26 protein-coding genes are annotated in these 24,945 nt (G+C 65.6%); 11 read left to right on the forward strand and 15 right to left on the reverse strand.

Annotation, left to right across the window (positions count from 1 at the left end; all coding sequences use genetic code 11):
- Window positions 1-9: 9 nt before the first annotated feature.
- Entirely contained in the window at window positions 10-1,020 is a 1,011-nt protein-coding gene (locus H9Q09_RS07120; protein ID WP_024350406.1) for a MoxR family ATPase, read from the reverse strand.
- Between the two features lie 184 nt (window positions 1,021-1,204).
- On the opposite strand from H9Q09_RS07120, the gene H9Q09_RS07125 reads away from it, so the two are divergent.
- The 3 genes from H9Q09_RS07125 to H9Q09_RS07135 are packed head-to-tail and all read left to right on the forward strand — an operon-like array spanning window position 1,205 to window position 3,740.
- Window positions 1,205-1,816, forward strand: a complete 612-nt coding sequence (locus H9Q09_RS07125) for a DUF1285 domain-containing protein (protein ID WP_024350407.1) — start codon at window positions 1,205-1,207, stop codon at window positions 1,814-1,816.
- A 2-nt stretch (window positions 1,817-1,818) separates the two neighbouring features.
- Window positions 1,819-2,502: a CoA pyrophosphatase gene (locus H9Q09_RS07130; protein WP_024350408.1), complete on the forward strand. Its 684-nt coding sequence runs from the start codon at window positions 1,819-1,821 to the stop codon at window positions 2,500-2,502.
- Window positions 2,499-3,740 (forward strand): CCA tRNA nucleotidyltransferase, encoded by a 1,242-nt coding sequence (locus H9Q09_RS07135; protein ID WP_024350409.1) that lies wholly within the window; start codon window positions 2,499-2,501, stop codon window positions 3,738-3,740. Before H9Q09_RS07130 ends, H9Q09_RS07135 begins: the two co-directional genes overlap by 4 nt.
- Before the next feature lie 54 nt (window positions 3,741-3,794).
- On the opposite strand, the gene H9Q09_RS07140 is transcribed toward H9Q09_RS07135, so the two are convergent.
- The gene (locus H9Q09_RS07140) at window positions 3,795-3,995 is read right to left on the reverse strand and encodes a DUF1059 domain-containing protein (protein ID WP_024350410.1); all 201 of its coding nucleotides are present in this window, start codon (window positions 3,993-3,995) and stop codon (window positions 3,795-3,797) included.
- An 88-nt stretch (window positions 3,996-4,083) separates the two neighbouring features.
- The gene (gene hemF / locus H9Q09_RS07145) at window positions 4,084-4,992 is read right to left on the reverse strand and encodes an oxygen-dependent coproporphyrinogen oxidase (RefSeq protein WP_024350411.1); all 909 of its coding nucleotides are present in this window, start codon (window positions 4,990-4,992) and stop codon (window positions 4,084-4,086) included.
- A gap of 241 nt (window positions 4,993-5,233) precedes the next feature.
- Between hemF and H9Q09_RS07150 the strand changes: the two genes are divergently transcribed.
- A complete protein-coding gene (locus tag H9Q09_RS07150) occupies window positions 5,234-5,518 on the forward strand; it encodes a hypothetical protein (protein WP_024350412.1) in 285 nt (94 codons plus the stop codon).
- Window positions 5,519-5,563: 45 nt separating this feature from the next.
- Here H9Q09_RS07150 and H9Q09_RS07155 read toward each other — a convergent pair whose 3' ends face one another.
- The 3 genes from H9Q09_RS07155 to H9Q09_RS07165 all read right to left on the reverse strand — a co-directional run bounded on the left by H9Q09_RS07155 (window position 5,564) and on the right by H9Q09_RS07165 (window position 7,656).
- Window positions 5,564-6,529: a calcium/sodium antiporter gene (locus H9Q09_RS07155; RefSeq protein ID WP_187390493.1), complete on the reverse strand. Its 966-nt coding sequence runs from the start codon at window positions 6,527-6,529 to the stop codon at window positions 5,564-5,566.
- Window positions 6,530-6,845: 316 nt separating this feature from the next.
- The gene (locus tag H9Q09_RS07160; RefSeq protein ID WP_024350414.1) at window positions 6,846-7,025 is read right to left on the reverse strand and encodes a hypothetical protein; all 180 of its coding nucleotides are present in this window, start codon (window positions 7,023-7,025) and stop codon (window positions 6,846-6,848) included.
- Window positions 7,026-7,155: 130 nt separating this feature from the next.
- Window positions 7,156-7,656 carry a tRNA (cytidine(34)-2'-O)-methyltransferase gene (locus tag H9Q09_RS07165; protein ID WP_187390494.1) on the reverse strand — a complete coding sequence of 167 codons (501 nt, stop codon included), beginning with the start codon at window positions 7,654-7,656 and terminating at the stop codon, window positions 7,156-7,158.
- A 241-nt stretch (window positions 7,657-7,897) separates the two neighbouring features.
- Between H9Q09_RS07165 and H9Q09_RS07170 the strand changes: the two genes are divergently transcribed.
- The 7 genes from H9Q09_RS07170 to H9Q09_RS07200 all read left to right on the forward strand — a co-directional run bounded on the left by H9Q09_RS07170 (window position 7,898) and on the right by H9Q09_RS07200 (window position 15,827).
- Entirely contained in the window at window positions 7,898-9,769 is a 1,872-nt protein-coding gene (locus H9Q09_RS07170; protein WP_187390495.1) for an ABC transporter ATP-binding protein, read from the forward strand.
- Complete coding sequence (locus H9Q09_RS07175) at window positions 9,766-11,697, forward strand: ABC transporter ATP-binding protein (protein ID WP_187390496.1); 1,932 nt, start codon at window positions 9,766-9,768, stop codon at window positions 11,695-11,697. The genes H9Q09_RS07170 and H9Q09_RS07175 overlap by 4 nt, the downstream gene beginning before the upstream one ends.
- Window positions 11,698-11,940: 243 nt before the next feature.
- Complete coding sequence (gene petA / locus H9Q09_RS07180; RefSeq protein WP_024350418.1) at window positions 11,941-12,501, forward strand: ubiquinol-cytochrome c reductase iron-sulfur subunit; 561 nt, start codon at window positions 11,941-11,943, stop codon at window positions 12,499-12,501.
- Between the two features lie 18 nt (window positions 12,502-12,519).
- Window positions 12,520-13,818, forward strand: a complete 1,299-nt coding sequence (locus H9Q09_RS07185; protein ID WP_155898452.1) for a cytochrome b N-terminal domain-containing protein — start codon at window positions 12,520-12,522, stop codon at window positions 13,816-13,818.
- Between the two features lie 28 nt (window positions 13,819-13,846).
- On the forward strand, window positions 13,847-14,812 hold the full coding sequence (locus H9Q09_RS07190; RefSeq protein WP_246716046.1) for a cytochrome c1: 966 nt from the start codon (window positions 13,847-13,849) through the stop codon (window positions 14,810-14,812).
- Window positions 14,813-14,940: 128 nt separating this feature from the next.
- A complete protein-coding gene (locus tag H9Q09_RS07195; protein ID WP_024350421.1) occupies window positions 14,941-15,267 on the forward strand; it encodes an antibiotic biosynthesis monooxygenase in 327 nt (108 codons plus the stop codon).
- A 20-nt stretch (window positions 15,268-15,287) separates the two neighbouring features.
- A complete protein-coding gene (locus H9Q09_RS07200) occupies window positions 15,288-15,827 on the forward strand; it encodes an adenine phosphoribosyltransferase (RefSeq protein WP_187390665.1) in 540 nt (179 codons plus the stop codon).
- Window positions 15,828-15,861: 34 nt separating this feature from the next.
- Here H9Q09_RS07200 and H9Q09_RS07205 read toward each other — a convergent pair whose 3' ends face one another.
- From H9Q09_RS07205 to H9Q09_RS07245, 9 genes are all read right to left on the reverse strand, one after another.
- Window positions 15,862-18,201, reverse strand: coding sequence for a GGDEF and EAL domain-containing protein (locus H9Q09_RS07205; protein ID WP_187390497.1), 2,340 nt, complete (start codon window positions 18,199-18,201; stop codon window positions 15,862-15,864).
- A gap of 226 nt (window positions 18,202-18,427) precedes the next feature.
- Window positions 18,428-18,898 (reverse strand): MaoC family dehydratase, encoded by a 471-nt coding sequence (locus H9Q09_RS07210; protein WP_024350424.1) that lies wholly within the window; start codon window positions 18,896-18,898, stop codon window positions 18,428-18,430.
- On the reverse strand, window positions 18,895-19,347 hold the full coding sequence (locus H9Q09_RS07215) for a MaoC family dehydratase (RefSeq protein ID WP_187390498.1): 453 nt from the start codon (window positions 19,345-19,347) through the stop codon (window positions 18,895-18,897). The genes H9Q09_RS07210 and H9Q09_RS07215 overlap by 4 nt, the downstream gene beginning before the upstream one ends.
- An 86-nt stretch (window positions 19,348-19,433) precedes the next feature.
- Window positions 19,434-20,537, reverse strand: coding sequence for a redox-regulated ATPase YchF (ychF, locus tag H9Q09_RS07220; RefSeq protein WP_024350426.1), 1,104 nt, complete (start codon window positions 20,535-20,537; stop codon window positions 19,434-19,436).
- 115 nt (window positions 20,538-20,652) lie between these two features.
- Entirely contained in the window at window positions 20,653-21,387 is a 735-nt protein-coding gene (gene pth, locus H9Q09_RS07225; protein WP_024350427.1) for an aminoacyl-tRNA hydrolase, read from the reverse strand.
- Window positions 21,388-21,434: 47 nt separating this feature from the next.
- Complete coding sequence (locus H9Q09_RS07230; protein ID WP_009210245.1) at window positions 21,435-22,094, reverse strand: 50S ribosomal protein L25/general stress protein Ctc; 660 nt, start codon at window positions 22,092-22,094, stop codon at window positions 21,435-21,437.
- A gap of 173 nt (window positions 22,095-22,267) precedes the next feature.
- Window positions 22,268-22,777, reverse strand: a complete 510-nt coding sequence (locus tag H9Q09_RS07235; protein WP_348646284.1) for a hypothetical protein — start codon at window positions 22,775-22,777, stop codon at window positions 22,268-22,270.
- Between the two features lie 152 nt (window positions 22,778-22,929).
- Window positions 22,930-23,862, reverse strand: coding sequence for a ribose-phosphate pyrophosphokinase (locus H9Q09_RS07240; RefSeq protein ID WP_024350429.1), 933 nt, complete (start codon window positions 23,860-23,862; stop codon window positions 22,930-22,932).
- Between the two features lie 165 nt (window positions 23,863-24,027).
- The gene (locus tag H9Q09_RS07245; RefSeq protein WP_187390500.1) at window positions 24,028-24,840 is read right to left on the reverse strand and encodes a hypothetical protein; all 813 of its coding nucleotides are present in this window, start codon (window positions 24,838-24,840) and stop codon (window positions 24,028-24,030) included.
- Window positions 24,841-24,945 lie beyond the last annotated feature (105 nt).

Here is a 24,945-nt window from a genome sequence, read left to right on the forward strand (position 1 = left end):
ACCCTGACCCTACGCCGCGTCGCGCTTCAGCGCGCCGATGACGTCGCGGACATTCATGCCCTCGGCGCGGGCCGAGAAGTTCAGCGCCATGCGATGTTGCAGGATCGGCTCGGCCAGCGCCATCACGTCGTCCACCGACGGTGCGAAGCGCCCGTCGTAGAGAGCGCGGGCGCGCACGCAGGTCATCAGCGCCTGGCTGGCGCGCGGGCCGGGACCCCAGGCGATGTGGGCGTCGGCCTCCTTGTGGCCGTTGCCCGGCCGGGCTGATCGCACCAGCCGGAGGATCGCGTCGACGACGTTCTCGGCGACCGGCATGCGGCGCACCAGCGTCTGGATCTCGCGCAGGCGGTCCGACGTCATCACCGGCTCGGCGACCTGATCGGCGCCGCCCGTGGTCTCCAGCAGGATGCGGCGTTCCGATTCCAGATCGGGATAGAACACATCGACCTGCATCAGGAAGCGGTCGAGCTGGGCTTCGGGCAGCGGATAGGTGCCTTCCTGCTCCAGCGGGTTCTGGGTCGCCAGCACATGGAAGGGCTTGGGCAGATCGTGCCGCTCGCCGGCGACGGTCACATGGTATTCCTGCATCGACTGGAGCAGCGCGGACTGGGTGCGCGGCGAGGCGCGGTTGATCTCGTCGGCCATCAGGAGCTGGGCGAAGACCGGGCCCTTCACATAGCGGAACGACCGGCGGCCGGTCTCGTCCTGGTCCATCACCTCGGTGCCGACGATGTCGGACGGCATCAGATCGGGCGTGAACTGGATGCGGCGGGCATCCAGGCCCAGCGACAGCCCGAGCGTGTCGACCAGCTTGGTCTTGGCAAGGCCCGGAACACCGACCAGCAGAGCATGCCCGCCGGAGAGGATCGCGATGAGGCTCTGCTCGACGACGCTTTCCTGGCCGAAGATGACCCGCCCGACGGATTCGCGAACCCGTGCGATGTCGGTCAGTGCCGTCTCTGCCAGCCCCACGATGGCGTCCTCGCTGAGGGTCTCCTCCTCGGGCTTCATCATCGTCATCGGGACGGTCTCCGTCAGGTATCGAAGGGAAATGGCCAGATCAGCGTCGATGTGCGATGGCCGTCGCACGGCCGCTTCCACTCATCAAATCGGCCACCGGGACTCCTGGCAAGCTGGCGAGGAGCAACTATTTCGTGACTGCGAAGGCCGGCCAAAATAAGACGAATCCCGATCGGAGGACCCATTGCCGCACCAGCCCAGCGACACGCAGGACGACGCAACAGGAACCGTGCCGACCGATGCCGGCGCCAGCCTCGCGGCTCTTGTCGCCCGTGCCGAGCGTGCAGGCAAGGGCGCCCCGCCGGTGGAACGCTGGGAACCGGAGTTCTGCGGCGACATCGACATGGTGATCCACGCCGATGGCCACTGGAGCTACAATTGCTCGCCGATCGGTCGCCCGGCCCTGGTGCGGCTGTTCTCCACCGTTCTGCGCAAGGATGCCGACGGGCGCACCTATCTCGTTACCCCTGTGGAAAAGCTCGGCATCACCGTCGAAGACGCGCATTTCCAGGCCGTGGAGATGAATCGCGAGATCCATGACGGTGAACCGCTCCTGACGTTCCGCACCGATGTCGGCGACGTCTGCGCCGCAGGGCCGGAGAATCCCCTGCGCCTTAGCATCGGTCCGAATGGCGAGTTTCGCCCCTATGTCACGGTGCGCGGCCGGCTGGAGGCGCGGCTGACCCGGGCGCTGGCCTTCGATCTCGCCGACCATGTGGAGACCGACGGCGAACGCCAGTTCGTGCGCTCCGGCGGCGCGACCTTCGACATAGCCGCATCGCAGGCCGGGTCCTGACCGTGCTGGCCGCAGACCCGACCGGACGGGGCGCCGCCGATGACGCGCCTGCCGGGCGCTACAACGACTTCACCGCGACCGATCTGCGGGCGCGGATCGCCGCGCGCGGCTGGGCCGGCGATGCCGCGCCGACGCGTGAATATGGCGACCATCTGCTGAACCCCGATCTCGTCCAGCTGATGGAGCGCGACCGGGCGCGGGACGCCGCCGTGCTGGTGCCGATCGTCGACCGGGGCGAGGGTGCGACGGTGATCCTGACCACCCGCACCGCGCATCTGCGCAAGCATTCCGGCCAGATTGCCTTTCCGGGAGGCTCCGTCGATCCGGAGGATGCGTCGCCGGAAGCCGCCGCCATCCGGGAAAGCGTCGAGGAGATCGCGCTCGATCCGCACCACGTGGAACCGGTCGGCCGGTTGCCGCGCTACCTGACCACGACAGGCTTCCGCATCACCCCCGTCGTCGCGATCGTGCGGCCGGGTTTCAGCCTCGTCGCCAATCCCGACGAGGTGCAGGACGTTTTCGAGGTGCCGCTCGGCTTCCTGATGAGCGAAGCGAACCACCGCGAGGAAAGCCGCATCTGGCAGGGCATCGAGCGGCGTTACTATGTGATGCCCTTCGGCGAGCGCTTCATATGGGGCGTCACCGCGGGCATCATCCGCACATTGTACGAAGGACTTTACGCATGACCGCCACGACGATCGAGGCAGACTGGCTGACGACGCCGGCTCTGCAGACGCTGCTGGCAACCCTGTCGGCCGATGGCGAGGAGGCGCGGATCGTCGGTGGCGCCGTCCGCAACTCCGTGCTCGGCCATCCGGTAAGCGACATCGACATCGCCACGACGACGGTGCCGGGCGAGACGGTGCGCCGCGTCGAGGCGGCCGGCTTCCGCGCGGTGCCGACCGGGATCGAGCATGGCACCGTAACCGTCGTGACGCCCGAGCATGCCTACGAGGTCACGACCCTTCGTCGCGATATCGAGACCGATGGCCGCCACGCGGTCGTGCATTTCGGCCGCGACTGGAAAGCCGATGCCGAGCGCCGGGACTTTACGATCAACGCGCTCTATGCCCGTGCCGACGGCAGCATCGTCGACCTCGTCGGCGGCATCGAGGATCTCGGCAGCCAGACGCTGCGCTTCATCGGCGATTCGGAGACCCGGATCCGCGAGGATTATCTGCGCATCCTGCGCTTCTTCCGCTTCTTCGCCTGGTACGGGAAGGGCCGGCCGGACGCCGCCGGCATACGGGCTGCGACGCGCCTGAAGGAGGGGCTCGACGGACTGTCGGTCGAACGGGTCTGGACCGAGCTGAAGAAGCTCCTCGCGGCACCGGACCCGTCGCGTGCGCTGCTGTGGATGCGCCAGACCGGCGTCCTGACCCGCATACTGCCGGAGAGTGAGCGCTGGGGGATCGACGCGATCCATTCGCTGGTGGAGAGCGAGGGAGCCTTCGGCTGGGCACCCGATCCGATGCTGCGGCTCGCAGCCATTGTGCCGCCGGATCCGGCGCGCCTGACCCAGATGGCGGAACGGTTGAAGCTGTCCAACGCCGATCGCGATCGCATCGTCGGCTTCGCCATCGCCGAACCGGCAAAACCGGAAGAGAGCGACTCCGCCTTTCGCTCCCGGCTGTATTTCGGAGATCGGGCCGCCATCGCCGACCGGCTGCGGCTGGCCGTCGCATCGGCGCGCGGCAAGGCGGAATTCTCGCGCGAGACGCTCGACGCCATCGCCAGGCTAACCAGCCAGCTGGAAATCGTCGCCACTTTCGCGCCACCTGCCTTCCCGGTCAGCGGCGAGGATCTGAAATCGGCCGGTATCGCGCCGGGGCCGGAGATGGGCAAGACCCTCGACAGGCTGCGCAAGCTGTGGGCGAGCAGCGGCTTCGTTCTCGGGCGCGAGAGCCTGCTCGAACGGGTCTGACTCGGTCCGCAGCATCGCACCGATACAAAAAAGCGGGCCTCGCGCCCGCTTTTTCTACGCCGCGATCGTCGATCGACGGATATTCGCCTCTTCGCGGGTGCGGGTCCGCATCGCATCCAGCATTGCCGGCGAGATGTGCTCGAGGCCGAACTGGCGGGCCTGAACGATGGCCCTGCGGATGACTTCCGCCTCGGACTCGGCGCGAATGACTCTCCGGCAACCGGGAATTACGCCTGAACAATCCAGCTCATACATGAGATCCTCCCTGATCCGTCACGACTAGAGCAGGAAAAACGTCCGATCTTTTAAATGGTTCAAGGTCGACGGAAAGTTTCGCTGCCTGTCAGGGCCATTTCACCACGGGCGGCATCGACGACAGGATCGAGTTGACGTTGCCGCCGGTCTTCAGGCCGAACAGCGTGCCCCGGTCGTAGAGCAGATTGTACTCCACATAGCGACCCCGGCGAATGAGCTGCTCTTCACGATCGGCCTCGGTGAACGGCTGGACGACGTTCTGCCGGACGATGTGCGGATAGACGACGAGAAACGCCTTGCCGACATCGCGGGTGAAGGCGAAATCGGCGTCCCAGCCACCGGCCTCGTCGGACGAGTGCAGCCAGTCATAGAAGATGCCGCCGACGCCGCGCGCCTCGTTGCGATGCGGCAGATAGAAATAGGTGTCGCACCATTCCTTGAACTTGGCGTAGTCGGCGACGCCCGAATGGCGGTCGCACACGAACTGCAGGGCCTTGTGGAAGGCGAGCGTGTCGCGGTCGTCGTCGGTCCTGCGCCGGTCGAGCGTCGGAGTGAGGTCGGCGCCGCCACCGAACCACTGCCTGGTCGTCACCACCATGCGGGTGTTCATGTGGACGGCGGGCACGTTGGGATTGCGCATATGGGCAATCAGCGAAATGCCGGAGGCCCAGAAGGTCGGGTCCTCTTCGGCGCCGGGGATCTGCTTGCGGAACTCGGGCGAGAACTCGCCATGCACCGTCGAGGTATGGACGCCGACCTTCTCGAAGACGCGGCCATGCATCATCGACATCAGGCCGCCACCGCCTTCGTTCTCGCGCGACCATTCGGTCTGTTCGAACCGGCCCGGCTCCAGTCCGGTCTCCTCGCCGAAACCGTCCTCGATCTCCTCGAATACCTTGCAGATGCGGTCGCGCAGGGCCTCGAACCAGGCCTGGGCGGTCGCCTTCTTGGTTTCGATGTCTTCGGGAAGCCCCTCGGGCAAATTCGGCCGTTCCATGCGACGCACTCTTTTCGATGCTGGCGGGACATCCCGCACTGACTGTCTGGCACTTGCGCCGGTCTCTCGGACCGATGCGCCGCCGGTCTTACAGGCACGACATCTGGAGCCGAACCGCAAAATGCCAACCTCGTGACGAGGCGGATGGTCTCCGTTGTGCCGGTATCGCGCGATTCGCAAAAGCGTTCGCTGCCCGCTATCTTGTGGGTCCTGACGATCGGAAGTTCGAGAGACGACCAGCATGTCCCGGTTGACACCGCCGCCGCTTGGCGGTCTTTCCCGCCAGCTCAAACGGACGCGCGGCTCACGCGGCGTCGGCCGCGATGCCAGCAGAATGGCGGGATCGGCAGGCGACAGCTTCGTGCGCGAGACCTTCATCCTGCCGCGCGACGCCGCGCGCACCAAGGCGCGCGAATGGCTCGATCGCTACCCCAAGGCGGCCTACTGGACGTCGGTGGAAAGCTGGCGTGCCCTGCCGGAGGGCGACATCGAGTTCACCATGCGCCGGCTGCCCAGCGCCGACTGACGGCGAAAGCACGGCCGATCGCAGCGCATCTCCGGCCGCGGCGTTTCAGAGCCCCGCCTGAACCACGATGTAGCCGGCATAGGCGACGAGCATGACCGCCGCCATCGGGCGCCCGATGGTGCGAAACGCGAAGAGATAGACCAGCATGGCCACCGCGATCGCGGCCATGGTCGGCCCGTCCCAGATGGCGAAGCGGCCGGACACCGCGATCGGAGCGATCACCGCGGTCGCGCCGAGAATGCTCAGGATGTTGAAGATGTTCGAGCCAACGACGTTGGCGAGAACCACCTGCGACTGCCGCTTCCATCCGGCGATGAGCGCCGTTGCCAGTTCGGGAAGGGACGTTCCGATCGCGACAACGGTCACGCCGATCACGGCTTCCGATACGCCGAAGTCACGCGCGATGCCGACCGCGCCCGTGACCATCAGCCGGGCCCCGACCACCAGCATCACGATGCCGGCGACCACCCGGAGCAGCGCCGGCAGGAGCGCCAGACCCTCTTCGTCGTCATCCCTGTCTGCGTCGTCGCGGTCCGACCCTTTCGCAAGCCGCCGCCGCTTTTGCTCCAGCGCATAGGTGGTGAAGAGGTAGACGGCAAGAGCGGCGAGGAGGCCGGCGCCGGCCAGCCGGCCGATACTGCCGGTCAGGAAAAGCGCCACGGCGATGAGCGAGGCCGCAACCATCATGATCAGGTCGCGCCGGATTGCCGGATCGCTGTTGACGACCGGCGCGATGAGACCGGCGGCGCCGACGATCAGCAGGACATTGGCGATGTTGGAGCCGACGACGTTGCCGACCGAGATGTCCGGCGAACCGGAGAGCGCTGCCTGCACGGAAACCAGCAGTTCCGGCGCCGACGTGCCGAAGCCCACGATGACCAGGCCGACGACCAGTTTCGAGATTCCGTAGCGGGTGGCGATGGCGACGCTGCCGCGAACCAGGAACTCGCCGCCACCGAACAGGAGGACGGCACCGGCAACGAGGTAGGCAATATCCCAGACGATCGGCAATGCGGTCTCAACCCGAAATTCGAGGGCAGCAAGCCCGGTGATGGTTCAGGCGTACTGCCTGTCCGACATCGGCGATGTGGGAAGCCATCTTCGTTCCGCCAAGCGTTGTGGGAAGGAGATCCGGCAGAAACCGCATCCTGCAAGCCGGCGACACGACGCTGCGGACGAATGGGGGCATCGGAAAAAGGGGGGGGAGGAAAGAAATCGCGCGAGTTGAGCGATGAAAGGCCGCGGAACATCGTCGACGCAGGCCGGTTTGTCTTCGCCGATCAGGAATCAGCGACAGTGCCGCGCCTGGAACGGCGCGGCTTCGCGATCAGCGCGGATTGCTGCCCGGCTGCGGCATCTTGGCTTCGGCAACCTGCAGACGCTCGAGTTGTTCGCGGATCGACTGTGGCAGCCCTGTCGGCGCCGAGAAGCTCGGCGTGTTCTGAAGAAAACGCGCGATCTCCGACTGGCGCCGTCTGTTCGAAAGCGTTCTGGCCAGTTCACTCATTTCATTGGCCTTTCAGGTAGAAGAGAGCAAATTTCCAACGTTGGACAGGCAACGTGCCTTTCGCAGGTCGGTTCCTCATATTGCTTGGATTTGCTTAATCGGACGCTAACGATGACGATTCCGACTTGAGTTATTGTTGCCAGCGTAACTGTCGGAGAACTTCACCGGCCGCCATTCCGGCGGCGACGGCCAGATTGAGCGACCGTCCACCGCCATCCATCGGGATCGTCACCCTTGCGTCCGCCATCGCATGGATGGCGTCGGGGACGCCGGCGCTCTCGCGACCGAACATCACGACGTCTCCCGGTGCGAAGGCGAAATCCGTATAGACTTCGGAGCTGCGGGTGGTGAACAGCACGATCCGCCGTCCGGCCGCGCGGCGCGCCGCGTCGAACGCGGCGAAATCGACGTGCCGGACCAGCCGCGACATGGCAAGGTAATCCATCCCCGCACGCTTCAGCGCCCGGTCCGACAAGTCGAAGCCGGCCGGTTCGATGATCTCGACCGGCAGTCCCAGACAGGCGCCCAGCCGCAGGATCGTGCCGGTGTTTCCGGCGATGTCGGGCTGGTACAGCGCCAACGAGATCTGCGGCCCGCTCTCGGATGGCGTGTCGGTGCTGTCTGGTTTCACGATGCTGTCACTCGCCTGCGCTGTCCGGCCCCGTGATTCCGTAGCCAGGCTTCCTATATCCCGAATATGTCGGCGATGCTCCTGACAGGGGGCGAGCGCGCCATCCTTCGCAACGACGACACAGTCTGCAGTCAATGTCCCGCGGCATGGTCGCCGGGATCCGGGAGCGCCGCTCCGCCGCCGTTCGGGTGTTTCCGGAGCGGCGGAGCCGCCCCGACACACCGATTGGAAAGCCTTTTTGATGTTCTCGTTGTTCGAGAGGATGGTGGAGCCGTTCCCGTCGCGGGATCTGACCACGCCGCCGCAGGGCGGCCTGTTCCGTTTCGTCTGGTTCTACGCCAAGCCCGTCTGGCCGCTGCTCGTTGCGACCGCGATCCTGACCTCGCTGATCTCGATCGTCGAGGTCTCGCTGTTCGGTTTCCTCGGCCAGATCGTCGACTGGTTCTCGGGCGTCTCGCGCGAGACCTTCATGGCCGAGAACGGCCTGACGCTGGCGCTGATGGCGGCCGTGGTGCTGGTGCTGCTTCCGGGCCTCGTCTTTCTCGAAGGGCTCGTTACCTTCCAGGGCCTCGCCGCCAATTTTCCCATGCGTTTCCGCTGGATGGTGCATCGCTGGATGCTCGGCCATTCGATGGGCTTCTATCAGGACGAATTCGCCGGACGGATCTCCACCAAGCTGATGCAGACCGCGCTCGCCGTGCGCGAGACGGTGATGAAGTCGATCGACGTCTTCCTCTATGTGGTCGTCTATTTCACCGGCATCGTCGTCCTCGTGGCGGCGGCCGACTGGAAGCTGGTTCTGCCCTTCGCCGCCTGGGTCGCGATCTACGCGCTGATCCTGTGGTACTTCATCCCGCGCCTCGACCGGGTCTCGCAGAGTCAGGCCGATGCCCGTGCCGAGATGACCGGCCGCGTGGTCGACGCCTATGCCAATGTCGCGACCGTCAAGCTCTTCGCCCACACCCGGCGCGAGGCCGACTACGCGCAGCGCTCCATGCGCGGCTTTCTCGGCACGGTCTACGGTCAGATGCGGCTGGTGAACCTCTTCTATGTCTCGCTCTACGCGCTGAACTCGCTGCTGCTCTTCGCCGTCGGCGCCCTGTCGATCTGGCTGTGGCTCGGCGAACTGGTCAGCGTCGGCGCCATCGCCGCGGCGATCGGCCTCGTTCTGCGGATCAACGGCATGTCGCAATGGATCATGTGGGAGGTTTCGGCGCTGTTCGAGAACATCGGCACGATCCGCGACGGCATGTCCACCTTCACGATCCCGCACGCCATTACCGATCGCAAGACCGCGCCCGCGCTGGTCGTCGACCGCGGCGAGATCGCCTTCGAGAACGTCGCCTTCCACTATGGCCGCGGCGACGGCGTCTTGCAGGATTTCGAGCTGACCGTGCGGCCGGGCGAGAAGGTCGGCCTTGTCGGGCGTTCGGGGGCAGGCAAGTCCACCATCCTCAATCTTCTCCTGCGCTTCCACGACGTGGAATCCGGCCGCGTTCTGATCGACGGGCAGGATATCGCGACGGTGAAGCAGGAATCGCTGCGCAGCCAGATCGGCATGGTCACGCAGGACACCTCGCTGCTGCACCGTTCGATCCGCGACAACATCCTCTACGGGCGGCCCGACGCCAGCGAGGCCGATCTTCTGCGCGCCATCGAACGCGCCGAGGCGGCCGACTTCATCGCCGAGCTTCGGGACATCGAGGGACGCAGCGGGCTCGACGCGGAGGTCGGCGAGCGGGGCGTCAAGCTCTCGGGCGGCCAGCGCCAGCGCATCGCCATTGCCCGCGTCATGCTGAAGGACGCGCCGATCCTGCTGCTCGACGAAGCCACCTCGGCGCTGGACTCCGAGGTCGAGGCGGCGATCGCCGGCAATCTCTACCGTCTGATGGAAGGCAAAACCGTCATCGCGGTCGCCCATCGCCTCTCGACTATCGCGGCCCTCGACCGGCTGATCGTCCTTGACCAGGGCCGCATCGTCGACGAGGGGACCCATTCCGAACTGCTCGACCGGGGCGGCCTCTATGCGCAATTGTGGACCCGCCAGACGGGCGGCTTCCTGCTCGGTGACCCCGACGCGGATGCGGCCTCGACCATAAGGGCCGCCGAATGATGGACCGCTTTCTCCGGCGCTTCGAGACGCTGCTCGATCCCTTCGAGGATCAGGGGGAGAACCGCGAGGATGCGCGGCTCAATCGCACCGGCCATCTGGCCCCGCTGCCGTCGGAGACCAACCGCTTCATCTGGCACTTCGCTCGTCAGGCGAAATGGCCGCTAGGAGCCCTGCTGATCACGGGCGGGCTGACCGGGGGCATCGAAGCAGCGCTCTATACCGGCGTCGGCTGGTTGATCGACGCCATGGAGCGGTCCACGCCGGCGACGTTCCTGGCGGAGAATTTCTGGCTGGTGGCGATCCTCGCCTTCCTGACGCTGATCGGCCGCGCGCTGGTGCTGTTTGCCTCCTCGGTGCTGGAAGAGCAGGTGATCTCGCCGAGCTTCTACAATCGCATCCGATGGCAGAGCTATCGCCGGCTGATGGAGCAGACCTACACCTTCTTCCAGAACGACTTCGCCGGACGGCTGTCGCAGAAGGTCCAGCAGGTCGGGCAGGCCACGGGCGACTTCATCACGACGATCCTCCAGACCTTCTGGTCCTTCGTCACCTTCATCATCCTGACCGTCAGCATCCTCGGCGCCATCGACTGGCGAATGGCGATGGTGCTGGGCCTGTGGACGCTCGGCTATGTCTGGATCATCCGCAATCTCCTGCCGAAGATCCGCGAGAACGGCCGGGCGGCCGCCGAGGCCCGGTCGGTCGTTTCCGGCCGCGTCGTCGACAGCTTCACCAATATCCTCTCGGTGAAGCTGTTCGACTCGTCCCGGCGCGAGGATGCCTTCGTGAAGGACGGCTTTGGTTATCTCGTCGACGCGGTACGACGCATGACCCGGGCGCTCACCGGCGTGCGCACCGCGGTCGCCGTCCTCAACGGCCTGATGATGACCGGTGTCGGAGCGGTCGCGATCCTCGGCTGGCAGGCGGGCAGCGTCACCACCGGCGGCGTTGCGATCGCGCTGGGCCTGGTTCTGCGCCTCAACCAGATGTCGGGCTGGATGATGTTCAACATCAACGGTCTGGTGCGCAATTACGGTACCATCCAGGACGCCGTCGCCACCGTGACCGCGCAGCCTGCGCTGGTCGACCGTGCGGACGCACAGCCGCTGACCGCGACGCGCGGCGAGATCCGCTACGAGAACGTGACGTTCCACTATGGCAAGGGTGGCGGGGTCATCGAGGATCTGTCGCTCACGATCCGGGCGGGCGAGAAGGTCGGGCTCGTCGGCCGCTCCGGCGCCGGCAAGACGACGCTCGTCAACCTGCTGCTGCGGCTCTACGACCTCGAGGGCGGCCGCATCCTGGTCGACGGGCAGGACATTGCCGCGGTGACCCAGGCCTCGCTGCGCGGCGCCGTCGGCGTGGTGACGCAGGACACGTCGCTGCTGCACCGCTCAATCCGCGACAACATCGCCTATGGCCGGCCCGGCGCCGACGATGGCGACATCCTCTCGGCGGCCGAGCGCGCCAGCGCCGAGGAGTTCATTCCCGGCCTGCGTGACCCGAAGGGCCGCAGCGGCTACGATGCCCATGTGGGTGAGCGGGGCATCAAGCTCTCGGGTGGCCAGCGCCAGCGGATCGCCATTGCCCGCGTCCTCCTCAAGGACGCCCCGATCCTCGTTCTCGACGAGGCGACCTCGGCGCTCGATTCGGAGGTGGAGGCTGCCATCCAGGACAATCTGTCCGCCATGATGCAGGGCAAGACCGTGATCGCCATCGCCCACCGCCTGTCGACGCTGGCCGCCATGGACCGGTTGATCGTGCTCGACGAAGGGCGGATCGTGGAGGAGGGGACCCATGCGGAGCTGATCGCCGGCGGGGGACTGTATGCAAGCCTTTGGGCACGCCAGTCCGGCGGCTTCCTCTATGCGGGCGACGCCACGAGGACCGAACCAGTTCCTCAGGAGCCCGATCGCGCCCCCGCATGAGGGCCATGACTGGTCAGCCGGCACCCACCCGGCTGCCCTGAGGCTTGTGATCGCACAGCGACACTTGGACCTTGGAGCCCTTCCAGTCTGGACAAGCGCCAAGGTTCGCGCATAGAAACGCCCGAAATCGTAATCCTGTCAGGAGCGTGGCGATATTGCGTCATGTCTCCTCTTGCCGCACGGGGTCGAATCCGCAACAAGCGGGGCGATCCGCGCACGATCAGTCAAGGAGTGGCAGCCGCCGTGAGCCTCAACGAAACCACCGAACCCAGCCGTCGGGATTTCCTCTACATCGCCACTGGTGCGGTCGGCGCAGTCGGCGCGGCGGCGTTGGCCTGGCCGTTCATCGACCAGATGAACCCCGATGCCGCGACGCTCGCTCTCGCCGAGATCGACGTCGATGTCAGCCAGGTCGAGGTGGGCCAGTCGATCACCGCCAAGTGGCGCGGCAAGCCGATCTTCATCCGTCAGCGTACGGAAGCCGAGATCGAGGAGGCCCGTGCGGTTCCGCTCGAAGAGCTGAAGGATCCGATCGCCCGGAACGCGAACCTTTCGGGTGACGCGCCGGCGACCGACGAAAACCGTGCGACGGAGGGCAAGGAAGCCTGGCTGGTGATGGTCGGTGTCTGTACGCATCTGGGCTGTATCCCGCTCGGCAATTCCGGCCCGTTCGACGGCTGGTTCTGCCCGTGCCACGGATCGTCCTATGACACCGCCGGCCGCATCCGGCAGGGGCCGGCGCCGACGAACATGGACATCCCGCCCTATACGTTCACGTCCGACACCACCGTCCGCATCGGCTGATCCGGGAGAAGGTTACCCATAATGAGCAGTCATTCTTCCTACGTGCCGTCGAGCGGTGTCATGCAGTGGCTGGACGCCCGTCTGCCGCTACCGCGCCTCGTCTACGATTCCTTCGTGGCATATCCGACGCCGCGCAACCTGAACTACGCCTACACCTTCGGCGGAATCCTCGCGATCTTCCTGGTCTCGCAGATCCTCACCGGCGTTGTCCTGGCCATGCACTATGCGGCCTCCTCGGGCATCGCCTTCGAGTCGGTCGAGAAGATCATGCGTGACGTCAACTGGGGCTGGCTGCTGCGCTACATGCACGCCACCGGCGCGTCGTTCTTCTTCATTGCGGTGTATCTGCACATCTTCCGCGGCCTCTATTACGGCTCGTACAAGCAGCCGCGCGAGGTGCTCTGGATCCTCGGCGTGATCATCTTCCTCCTGATGATGGCGACCGCTTTCATGGGCTACGTTCTGCCCTGGGGCCAGATGTCCTTCTGGGGCGCCACGGTGATCACCGGCTTCTTCACCGCCTTCCCGCTGATCGGCGAGCCGATCCAGCAGCTGCTGCTTGGCGGCTTCTCAGTGGACAACGCCACGCTGAACCGCTTCTTCTCGCTGCATTACCTGCTGCCCTTCATGATCGCCGGCGTCGTTATCCTGCACGTCTGGGCGCTGCATGTGACCGGCCAGACCAATCCGACCGGCGTCGAGGTCAAGTCGTCGAAGGACACGGTTCCGTTCACGCCGCACGCCACGGTCAAGGACGGCTTCGCGATGGTCGTGTTCCTTGCGATCTTCGCCTATTTTGTCTTCTACCTGCCGAACTTCCTCGGCCATCCCGACAACTACATCGAGGCAAACCCGCTTCAGACGCCGGCTCACATCGTTCCGGAATGGTACTTCCTGCCGTTCTACGCGATGCTGCGCGCCATCACCTTCAACATCGGCCCGATCGATTCCAAGCTCGGCGGCGTGCTGGTGATGTTCGGATCGATCATCGTCCTGTTCTTCCTGCCGTGGCTCGATACCTCGCGGGTGCGCTCGGCGGCCTATCGTCCCATCTACCGGGTGCTGTTCTGGGTCTTCGCCTTCGACTGCGTGTTCCTGGGCTGGCTCGGTGCGAAGCCGGCGGAGGGCATCTACCCGACGCTCGCCCTCATCGGCACGATCTACTACTTCGCGCACTTCCTGATCATCCTGCCGATCCTCGGTCTCGTGGAGAAGCCGAAGAAGCTGCCGAACTCGATCACGGAGGCCGTGCTGGCCAAGCATGGCGGCAGCGGTCGGCCGGCCGGCGCGACTGCTTCACCAGAGACCAAAGGCTGAGCTCGGACGGCTTCGGAGAGAACATTCCATGATTAGACTATTGTCAGCCCTGCTCGCGGCCGGCGTCTTCACCGCTCCGATGTCGGTGGCGATGGCTCAGGACGCACAGCCGGAAGCGGTCGAGGCTCAGGCCGAGGCCGAAGGCACGGCAGCCGAGGGTGCGGCGGCCGAAGGTGCAGCCGAGACCGAGGCGGAACACGAGGCCGCAGCCGAAGAGGGACACGGCGAAACGCCGCATTACCCGCTTCGCAAGCCGGAAGAGATGAGCTGGAGCTTTGCCGGCCCGTTCGGTCATTACGACCTCGGCCAGCTGCAGCGCGGTCTAAAGGTGTACAAGGAAGTCTGCGCCTCCTGTCACGGGATGAACCTCGTGGCGATGCGCACGCTGACCGATCTCGGCTACAGCGAAGCGCAGGTGAAGGCCTTCGCCGCCGAATACACCGTCCAGGACGGCCCGGATGATTCCGGCGAGATGTTCGAGCGGCCCGGTATTCCGTCGGATTACTTCCCGGCGCCGTTTCCGAACCCGGCAGCCGCCGCTGCGGCCAATGGCGGTGCCCATCCGCCAGACTTCTCGCTGCTCGCCAAGGCGCGCGCCGTCGAACGGGGTTTCCCGACCTTCGTGTTCGACATCTTCACCCAGTATGCCGAAGGCGGTCCGGATTACATCCATGCCCTCTTGACCGGATACGGCGAAGAGGCACCGGCCGATATCACGATCCAGCCGGGGACCTACTACAACCCGTACTTCATCTCGGGCCCCGCCCTGGCGATGCCGCCGCCGCTGTCGGACGACCTGATCGAGTATCCGGATGGGGCGCCCCAGACCGTCGATCAGTATTCGCGCGACGTGACCGCCTTCATGATGTGGGCCGCCGAGCCGCACATGGTCGAGCGCAAGGCAACCGGCCTCATCGTGATGGTCTTCCTGATCATCTTCGCCGCGATGCTGTTCCTGGTGAAGCGCCGGGTATGGGCGGGTACGCCGCACTGATCGTCGACGACGTGAACGATGATGGAATCGAGGGGGCTACGGCCCCCTTTTTCCTGCGCCGGTGCAAGGGCAGCATGTGGCCTGCCGACCCGTTCGCATGATCCACTTCAGCCGAGGAGACGCGTTGCATGTATATCGCGATGAACCGCTTCAGGGTGCTGCCGGGCGCCGAACAGGAGTTCGAAGCGCTCTGGCTCAACCGGGAATCCCGGCTGCAGGACGTGCCGGGCTTCGTCGAGTTCCATATGCTGAAGGGCCCGGCCAGCGAAGAGCACACGCTCTATGCCTCGCACACCGTCTGGCGCGATCATGGTGCGTTCGAAGCCTGGACGCGATCCGAGGCGTTCCGCGCCGCCCACGGCAAGGCCGGCGGTACGCGCCCGCTCTATGACGGGCATCCGCAGTTTGAAGGATTCGACGTGATCCAGACCATTGGACGAGAGGACGGCGCGTGAGCACGAGCAAGGCAGCTTCGATGGCCAAGGGCTTTGACTTCACCGCGGCGATCCGGACCATCCCGGACTACCCCAAGCCCGGCATCCAGTTCCGCGACATCACGACGCTTCTAGCCGACGCGGATGCCTTCCGCGGCGCCGTCGATGCGCTGGTCGATGGCCATCGGGACGAAAAGGTCGATCTCGTGGCCGGCATTGAAGCGCGGGGCTTCATCCTCGGCGGTGCGCTCGCCCACCAGCTTTCCGCGGGCTTCGTACCGATCCGGAAGAAGGGCAAGCTGCCGCACGACACGATCCGCGTGGCCTACAGCCTGGAATACGGCGTCGACGAGATGGAGATGCACCGGGATGCCGTCCGTCCGGGCCAGCGCGTGCTGCTCACCGACGATCTGATTGCTACGGGCGGCACGGCGGAAGGCGCGGTCAGGCTGCTGCGGGAACTGGGCGCCGAGATCGTCGCGGCCTGCTTCGTCATCGATCTGCCCGATCTGGGCGGACGCAAGCGGCTCGAAGCGCTCGGCGTGGAAGTGCGCACGCTGATCGCATTCGAAGGCGACTGACGGCGCGGACGGCAATGGCAGGCAGATTTGCCGGTCAGGCGGTCGCCAGAGCCGCGCTGGACGCCCGGCTGGCCTCGGCCGTGGCGCAGAAATCGCGCAGGAGGTAGGCGCCGAGATCGGCGGCCTCCATCGGACGGCTGAAATAATAGCCCTGGAACTGGTTGCAGGTCATCCGGGTGAGGATGTCGATCTGTTCGGCATCTTCGACACCTTCTGCCGTCACGCTGAGATTGAGCACGCGGCCGAGCGCCAGGATCGTTTCCAGGATTCCGTGGGCAATCCGATCGTCCTTGATCGCATTGACGAAGGACCGGTCGATCTTCAGCTTGTCGAACGGGAATTTGCGCAGATAGGAGAGGCTGGAATAGCCGGTTCCGAAGTCGTCGAGCGCGATCCGCACGCCGAGCGCTCGCAGCCCATGCAGCACGGCTACGACCGTCTCGGGATCGTCGATGAAGAGGCTCTCTGTGATCTCCAGTTCGAGCCGGTGCGCCGCAAGGCCGGAACTGGCGAGCGCGTCTTCCACATCCGCCTTGATCGTGCCGTGCCGGAACTGGTCGACCGAGACGTTGACCGCCACGGTCAGACGATCGCCCCATGCGACCGCGTTGCGGCATGCTTCGCGCAGGACCCAGGCCCCGATCCCGCAGATCGCGCCGGTCTGTTCGGCAAGCGGGATGAAATGGTCGGGCTGGACGCGCCCGTGCAAGGGATGCTCCCACCGGACAAGGGCCTCGAAGCCGAGCGTCTGGCGGGTGCGGCTGTCGACGATCGGCTGATAGTTGAGAACCAGTTCGTTGCGTTCGACGGCGCATCGCAGATCGTATTCGAGACGGTGCCGATCCCGCAGGCGCTGTGCCATTTCGCTTTCGAAGAAGCAGAACGTGTTCTTGCCGGCTGCCTTGGCCTCGTAGAGCGCCAGGTCGGCGTTACGCAGGAGATCGTCGGGATTGGCGCCATCGAGCCCCGGAAAGGCGATGCCGACCGAGCAGCCCACATTGGCCAATTCGGCACCCAGGCTGAAGGGCGTGGCAAAGCACGCCAGAATTGCTGCCGCCAGACGGTCGGCCGAGGCCGTATCGGGCGCCGAGTGGGCGACGATGGCGAACTCGTCGCCGCCGATCCGCGCCACCATGTCGCCCGGCTCCACGATGCGCAGCAAACGGGCCGCGACCTGCCGCAGGAGCTGGTCGCCGGTGAGGTGACCGTTGCGATCGTTGATCAGCTTGAAATTGTCGAGGTCGAGATAGAGCAGGCTGGAGGTTGGGCCGTGTGGCGGCGGGGACGCGCAGATGCGGTCGATCTCTTCGGCAAACCGGCTGCGGTTGGCCAGGCCGGTCAGGCTGTCGTGATGGGCGAGATAGGCGATCCGGCGCTCGGCATGCGTGGTCGCGGTGATATCCGACGCCACCCCGCGATAGCCGGTGAAGGCGCCATCATGGCCGAAGATCGGCTTGCCCGTCATGGCGATCCATGCCGACCCCTGCTGACCGGGCACCTCGATGATCGCCTCGCGGAACGGGGTGCGTTCGAGCATCGGCTGGGCGACGGGCGACAGGTCGAGGCCTTGTCCCGCGAAGGTCTGGTCGCTGTTCGATATCAGACTGTCGGTCCCGCGACCGAAGATCTGCGAGAATCGGTCGCCGCCGCGCACCAGTTGTCCGTCGTGATCCGTCTGCCAGATCCAGTCGCTCGTGCCTTCCTCGAATTCGCGCAGGAGGAGCTCGATGATCGAGGATTGTTCGGCGAGCTTCTGATGGCCTTCGAAATTCTCCTGCAACAGTTCGCCACGTGCGCAACTCGCGCGATAGACGATGAAGGTGAAACCCAAAAGCAGAGCCAGGAGGAAATAGTCGTTCGTCCCCTGCGAGATGCCGAGTGCGGCCGCCGATCCGACGAACAGCGGGATGATGAAGGCCTGCAGGGCGCGCTTCAGCGCGGACAGCGCAAAGCCGCCGCCGCAGATCATTCCCATGGCGATCACGGCGATGACGCTCTTCGCATCACCATCGGAGGAGGGATAGAAGGTCAGGATCGCCAGACCCCACCAGGCGCCGAGGATGAAAGCGTTCCGCACGGCATGCGCGGTGGCGCGGCTCGATGCCGACACCAGCGGTGCACGCCGCTGGAAGCGCGACCAGGCGCGGATCGAGACCAGAACGATATAGGACAGGCCCAGGAGCCAGATCAGCGCCCAGGGAGAAAACGCCTCGCCGGATGACATGCCCAGAATGATGATCGCGTTCATCACGTTGCCGAACATCATGACCGGGGTGGTCTTGAGGATGCTCGTCAGCTGGACGCCGCGCAGACGATCGGCGGCGTGGCCTTGAGGCTCTTCCCGGGCAGGCTTGGCGGATGATGCGTCGAACATGATGGATGGGTGCCGCTGACGAACTGATCCACTCATCAATGTCCGTTGCCATCTAACATAACGTAAAGCGGCGCGCGTAATCGCAGATTTTTGATTGGTTTAGGTCAAAAGTATGAGCGCAGCGGCCCCGCTCCGGCATCCGGAACGAAGCGGCTGGGTTGCTGTCCGCAGCCCCGGTCTGGCGTGATGACCGAGGCTACGCGCGGGTCGCGACGGGCGACGATGCTCAGTCGGTTCCGCAGAAGGCAGCGCCGTCGAACGAGAACACGGTGTCGCCGTGCTGATTAACGCCTTGCGTCGTGAACTCGAGGACGCCCCAGCCCTTGCGGCTGGCAGACGCCCGCTTGCCGGTCAGCGTCTGGGTGAAGGTCACCGTATCGCCGGCGTAGACCGGCTTCGGCCAGGCAAGGTTCTTCACGCCGGGGGAGGGGCCCATGCGTGGCGGCTGGTTGCCGGCGGCGACCCATGCCCGGCCGAGCGCAACCTGGCTTTCGACATTCAGCCGCATGCAGACGCCGGCGGTGTGCCAGCCGGACGCGCACAGGCCGCCGAGAACGGACGCCTTCGCTGCGTTTGCGTCGAGATGGAAGGCCTGCGGGTCGTATTTGGCCGCAAAGCGCTTGATGTCCTCGGCGAGGAAGGTGTGCGAGCCCATCTCACGGGCTTCGCCGACGATCAGACTGTCCCAGAAGGTCATGCGGCAAGGCCTTCCCGCGTCAGAACGAGCAGGGTGTAGACGCTTTCCAGAACCGTTTCGCCGGTCTGGTTGCGCAGATCCGTGGTGATCTTGAGGATGCCGAGGGTCGGACGCTTGGAGGACAGGCGGCGCGACACGACGCGGGCAGTGCCGCGAAGAACGTCGCCCGGCCGGACCGGCCGCTTCCACCGGACGTACTCGACGCCGGGCGAGCCCTGCGACGAGGAATCGAGAATGTAGGCGTCGGCCATCATGCGCATCATCATGGCGCAGCTGTGCCAGCCCGAGGCCGACAGACCGCCGAGAAGCGTATCCTTCGCCGCCTCCTCATCGAGATGGAAGGGCTGCGGGTCGAATTCGCGGGCGAACTCGATCACCTCGTCCCGGGTCACGGGGTAGGGGCCGAGATCGATCTCAAGCCCTTCCGTGAAGTCCTCGTATGTGCGCATTGGGCCTCCCCAGTGGCGAAAAGGCTCTCCCTCCTTTCGCCGAATTCCGTGGGGGCCGCCGCAGCTCTGCGCCAGCCCCCGCAAGCTCAGTTGTTGAACTTGAACATCAGGATGTCGCCGTCCTGGACGACGTATTCCTTGCCTTCGTCGCGGGCCTTGCCCGCTTCCTTGGCTGCGACCTCGCCGCCGAGCGAGACGAAGTCGTCGAAGGCGATGGTCTGGGCCCGGATGAAGCCCTTCTCGAAATCGGTATGGATCACGCCAGCAGCCTGCGGAGCCTTGGCGCCGCGCCGGACCGTCCAGGCGCGGGTCTCCTTCGGGCCTGCCGTGAAGTAGGTGATCAGGTCGAGCAGAGAGTAGCCCGCCTGGATCAGCCGGTCGAGGCCGGGCTCGGTCAGGCCCATCGCCTCCAGATAGTCGCCGACTTCCTCGGCGGGAAGCTGCGCGATCTCCGCCTCGATGGCGGCCGAGATGACGACGCTCTTGGCGCCCTGCTTCTGGGCCATCGCCGCGACGGCTTCCGAATGGGCGTTGCCGCTCGCCGCATCGTCCTCGGCGACGTTGCAGACATAGAGGACCGGCTTGGAAGTCAGGAGGTTCAACGTCTTCAGTTCGCTGCGCTCCTCGGCATCCATCCCGGCCAGAAGCACGCGGACCGGCTCGCCGTTCTGCAGCTTCGCCAGCGCCGCTTCCATCACGGGGAGGGCCTGGATCGCTTCTTTGTCTTTGCCGGTCGCCTTCTTGCGGGTCGCCACGATGCGGCGCTCCAGGCTCTCGAGGTCGGAGAGCATCAGCTCGGTCTCGACCGTCTCGGCGTCAGCGACGGGATCGACACGACCCTCGACATGAACGACGTCGTCATCCTCGAAGCAGCGCAGCACGTGAACGATCGCGTCCACTTCGCGGATGTTGGCGAGGAACTGGTTGCCGAGGCCTTCGCCCTTGGAGGCGCCGCGCACCAGTCCGGCGATGTCGACGAAGGTAATCCGCGTCGGCAGGATGTTCGCCGACTTGGCGATGCCGGCGATGTCCTTCAGCCGCGGATCGGGAACCGGCACGTCGCCGGTGTTCGGCTCGATCGTGCAGAACGGATAATTGGCTGCGGCCGCGGCGGCAGTCTTGGTGAGAGCGTTGAACAGCGTCGACTTGCCGACATTCGGCAGGCCGACGATCCCGCATCTGAAACCCATGGGGTGGTCCTTCGAAGATGGTCGTGTCTGACGCGTATCGCGCCGATCTTGGGGGCTGTTTGCAGCCTTCGCGGCGAGGGGTCAACTCTGGCGCCATCCGGGAAGGCGGCGACGGTCAGTCCTTGCCGAAGAGCCGCTTCAGCATGTCGGCCATCGGGCCCTTGTCGGGCACCTTCACTGGCGGCGGCGCTCCGCGCGCCTGACGAATGTGGCTGCGCCCCTTGGGCGGGCCCGCGGGCTTGCTTGCGCTGGCCGCACCCTTGGCGCCCGATGGCTCGTTCGAGCTCGTCGAAAGGCTGACCTTGTTCATGAACACCGCGTCCTCGCCCTTGGCGAGACTGTCGACATGCCGGGCGACGGCTTCGATGAACGGCTCCAGCCATTCGCGGTCGACCTTGGCGAAATCGCCGAGGACATAAGGGGAGACGGCGTCCTTGTTGCCCGGATGGCCGATGCCCATGCGCACGCGGCGGTAGTCCTTGGTGCCGAGATGAGCGTCGATGGAACGCAGGCCATTGTGGCCGCCATTACCGCCGCCCGTCTTCACCCGCAGCTTGCCGGGCGGCAGATCGAGCTCGTCGTGGATGACGACGATCTGCGACGGCTCCAGCTTGAAAAAGCGCGCGGCGTCGCCGACCGAGCGGCCGGACTCGTTCATGAAGGTCTGGGGTTTGATGAGGACGACCTTCTCGCCGCCGATCTGGCCCTCGGAGATTTCCGCCGAGAACTTCTTCGACCAGGGGGAAAAGGCAGGGTCGCGGGCGATCTCGTCGAGCGCCATGAACCCGATATTGTGCCGATTGCCGGCATAACGGGAGCCGGGATTGCCCAATCCTGCGATCAGCAACATCGCCCGGCTCCTTTCTGTTTCGTTCGGCGTTGAGCCGAGGCTGGGACTTACTTGTCCTCGCCGGACCCGTCTTCGCTGACCTCGGTAGCCTCGACCGCATCGGCCTCGACCTCGGTGGCCTCGTCATCCTCGGACCGCAGGGCGGCCGGGGCGGCGATCGTCGCGATGGTGAAGTCGCGGTCGGTGATCGTCACTTCGACGTTCTTCGGCAGGGTGAGTGCCGAGGCGTGGATCGAGTCGCCGATTTCCAGACCGGTCAGGTCGAGCGTGAAGTACTCCGGAATCGCGCTGGCCGGGGCATGGACCTCGACCTCGTGGCGGACGACGTTGATGACACCGCCGCGCTTGAGACCCGGGGATGCTTCCTCGTTCTCGAAATGCACGGGAATGTTGACCGTCACGCGGGTCTTCTCGGAGACGCGCAGGAAGTCGACATGCATCAGGAAGTCGCGGACCGGCTCCAGCTGATAGTCCTTCGGCAGGACCGAAATCTTCTGGCCGTTGACCTCGATGGTCGCGACGTGGGTCATGAAACCGCCGGCGTGGAGCGCCAGGAAGGTTTCCTTGTAGGGGATGGCGATCGGCAGCGGGTCCTGCTTGTCGCCGTAGATGACTGCGGGGATCATACCGTTGCGGCGAAGATGTCTGGCGGCCCCCTTGCCGACCTTCTCGCGCGCCTCGGCCTTGACCGTAAAGGTCTCGCTCATGGCTTTGTCCTTCGTGCTGTGAGGTGGTCGATCAGACGGTGTGCCTGAAACGACGAAGAGCGGACCTGCGAGGGACCGCTCAACTCCGCGCTGCCTCCAAGGGTGTCTGCGCGGACGCCGTGCCTATACCCCAAGGCGCGCGGATGGACAAGACAGCGCCGTGAATGGCGGGCCTAACGGCGGGCCCGGTCAGTCTTGTCGGCCTGCGAAGCCTTCCAGCCATCCGGCAGATCAGGATTGCGCGTATAGCCCGGCCCGACGGTAAGTGGTGCGGGCGGCATCACCGCGTCGGACATCTGCGAGGTGACCGTGAAGCTGTCCTCGAACAGCACGGCCCCGTCGCCGTTCTGCACCAGGCGCACGACGACGCGGTAGGGACGACCCTTGACGATCCCACGCAGTGGCGGCGTGCGCAGGCCGTAGCGCGTCGTGCGGGCGCTCAGCTTCGCGCTGACCGGGATCGGCGGACCGCCGCCCGGGTCCTCGAACACCGCTTCAATGCGCGAATAGCTCTTCACCGGTCGCTGCACGACCGCGGTGAAGCCATAGAAGGCCTCGGCTTCGCGATAATTGAAGATGAAGCTTGAACCGGCGATCGTCAGATAGGGGCGGTCGGCATCGGTTTCGCGGGTGAGCCAGCCGATCGCAAGCAGGATGGCGACGAGACCGACGGCGGCTGTCACAACTCCCTGCGTGCCCAACTTGCACAGTCGCGCGAACATGGCTTTTGTCCGATGGCCCGTCTGGCCAGACGCACAGTCTAGCGCAACGGAAAGCCGGCCAGAAGCGCTTTATCGACACCGTGAAGCGGCGCAGACCAGCCGCGCCGGAATGCTCAGTCGAACAGGCTCGAGACCGATTCCTCGGACGCGGTGCGCGCGATCGCCTCGCCGAGAAGATTGGCGGTGGTGACGACGCGGATGTTCGCCGCCTCGTTGATCGCCTTGGTCGGCTGGATCGAGTCGGTGATCACCAGTTCCTTGAGGCTGGACGCGGTGATGCGCGAGACTGCGCCGCCCGAGAGCACGCCATGGGTGATGTAGGCTGAGGCGCTGTTGGCGCCGGCCTGCACCAGCGCGTCTGCCGCGTTGCACAGCGTGCCGCCGGAATCGATGATGTCATCGATCAGGATGCAGTTGCGGCCGGTGACGTCACCGATGATGTTCATGACTTCCGACTCGCCCGGGCGGTCGCGGCGCTTGTCGACGATGGCCAGCGGCGCATCGAGACGCTTGGCGAGCGCGCGGGCGCGGACCACGCCGCCGACGTCGGGCGAGATGACCATCAGGTTCGACAGATCCTGATGCTCCTTCACGTCGCGCGCGATCAGCGGAACGGCGAAGAGGTTGTCGGTCGGGATATCGAAGAAGCCCTGGATCTGACCGGCATGCAAGTCGAGGGTCATGACGCGGTCGGCGCCGGCCTCGGTGATCAGATTGGCGACCAGCTTGGCCGAGATCGGGGTGCGCCCGCCGGCCTTGCGGTCCTGCCGGGCATAGCCGAAATAGGGAAGCACTGCGGTGATGCGGCGGGCCGAGGCGCGGCGCATGGCGTCGATCATGATGAGCAGTTCCATCAGATGATCATTGGCCGGATAGGACGTCGACTGGACGATGAAGACGTCCTCGCCGCGGACGTTTTCCTTGATCTCCACGAAGACTTCCTGGTCGGCGAAGCGCCGGACCATGGCCTCCCCGAGTGGCAATTCCAGATAGCGTCCGATGGATTGAGCGAGGACGCGGTTGGAGTTGCCGCTGAAGAGTTTCATCGCGTTCTTTCCGATAGCGGGTACCGGTCGGGACGGCTTGGCTATGCCGCTTCGGTGGGCCATCCCGTCGCCTCCGGTTCGATGCAGGGGCTCATAGCAACATCGCGCGAAACTTCAACCCGCCGCCTTTCGCAATGCGGGATAAGTTCGGGGCATCGAGGAGGCTCAGCCGGTGCCGGTTGCGACCTGCGCGGCTTCCTGCAGCGTGCGGTCGGCAACGGCCGCGAGCGTCGACAGGTCGATGGCGGCCCAAGGGTCCGCGGCGGCGCCGGGCACGCTTTCCTGTCCCTGAATGCGCCGGACACGGCGGTCGCTCTCATCGAGCACGTCCCAGACATAGACGAGGGTGGTGGAGGACCCGTCGTTGAACGCCGAGAAATAGCCCTTGAGGCGCACGCTCGACGGTGCTTCGGCGGCCGGGCGGATGGTGACGCCCTTGGCTGCAGCGCTTTCCGACAGGGCGCGCGCCAGAAGCACCGCCTTTTCCTCGGGCGCGCCAACAAGCGGCAGGAACTGCACTTCGCCAACGCTCTGGTTGGCGCTGACGGATGCGGGGGCGGGACCTGCCGGCGCGGGCGCTGCCGCCAACGTCGTCGGGGCAGCCGCGACAGGCTGGGCGGATTGCGGGGCCGGCGCTGCCTGCTGCTGAATGGGCGCGATCGGAGCGGAGGACACCGGCTGCTGCTGAACCGGCGGATAGGTCTGCTGGTTCATTGGCTGCTGCTGCTGCGACATGGCCGGCTGCGGATAACCCATGGTGCTCGAGGCAGCCGGTGGGGGCGCGGCGGCGAATTGCCGGGACGGGACGGAGGCGCTCATCGACCCGCTGCCGAGGGATCCGATACCGACGCTCGGCACCGGACCGTCGGGCCCGAAATCCATCGATGCCTCGGTACATCCGGAAAGGCTGGTGCCGAGACCGACGATCCCGAGCGTCAGGGCGATCATCGGCACGCGGCGGCGGGGATTGGATTCCACGGAGCTCGTTCCTTGCGACTGACGGCCAGCGTTCGACCGGGATCGTGGACCGTGAGTCGCAAGATAACGTTAAAAGGCGGTCGATTTTCTTCGAAAGCCCTGCGC

The organism is Aurantimonas sp. DM33-3, assembly GCF_014334315.1.
Classification (GTDB): domain Bacteria; phylum Pseudomonadota; class Alphaproteobacteria; order Rhizobiales; family Rhizobiaceae; genus Aurantimonas; species Aurantimonas coralicida.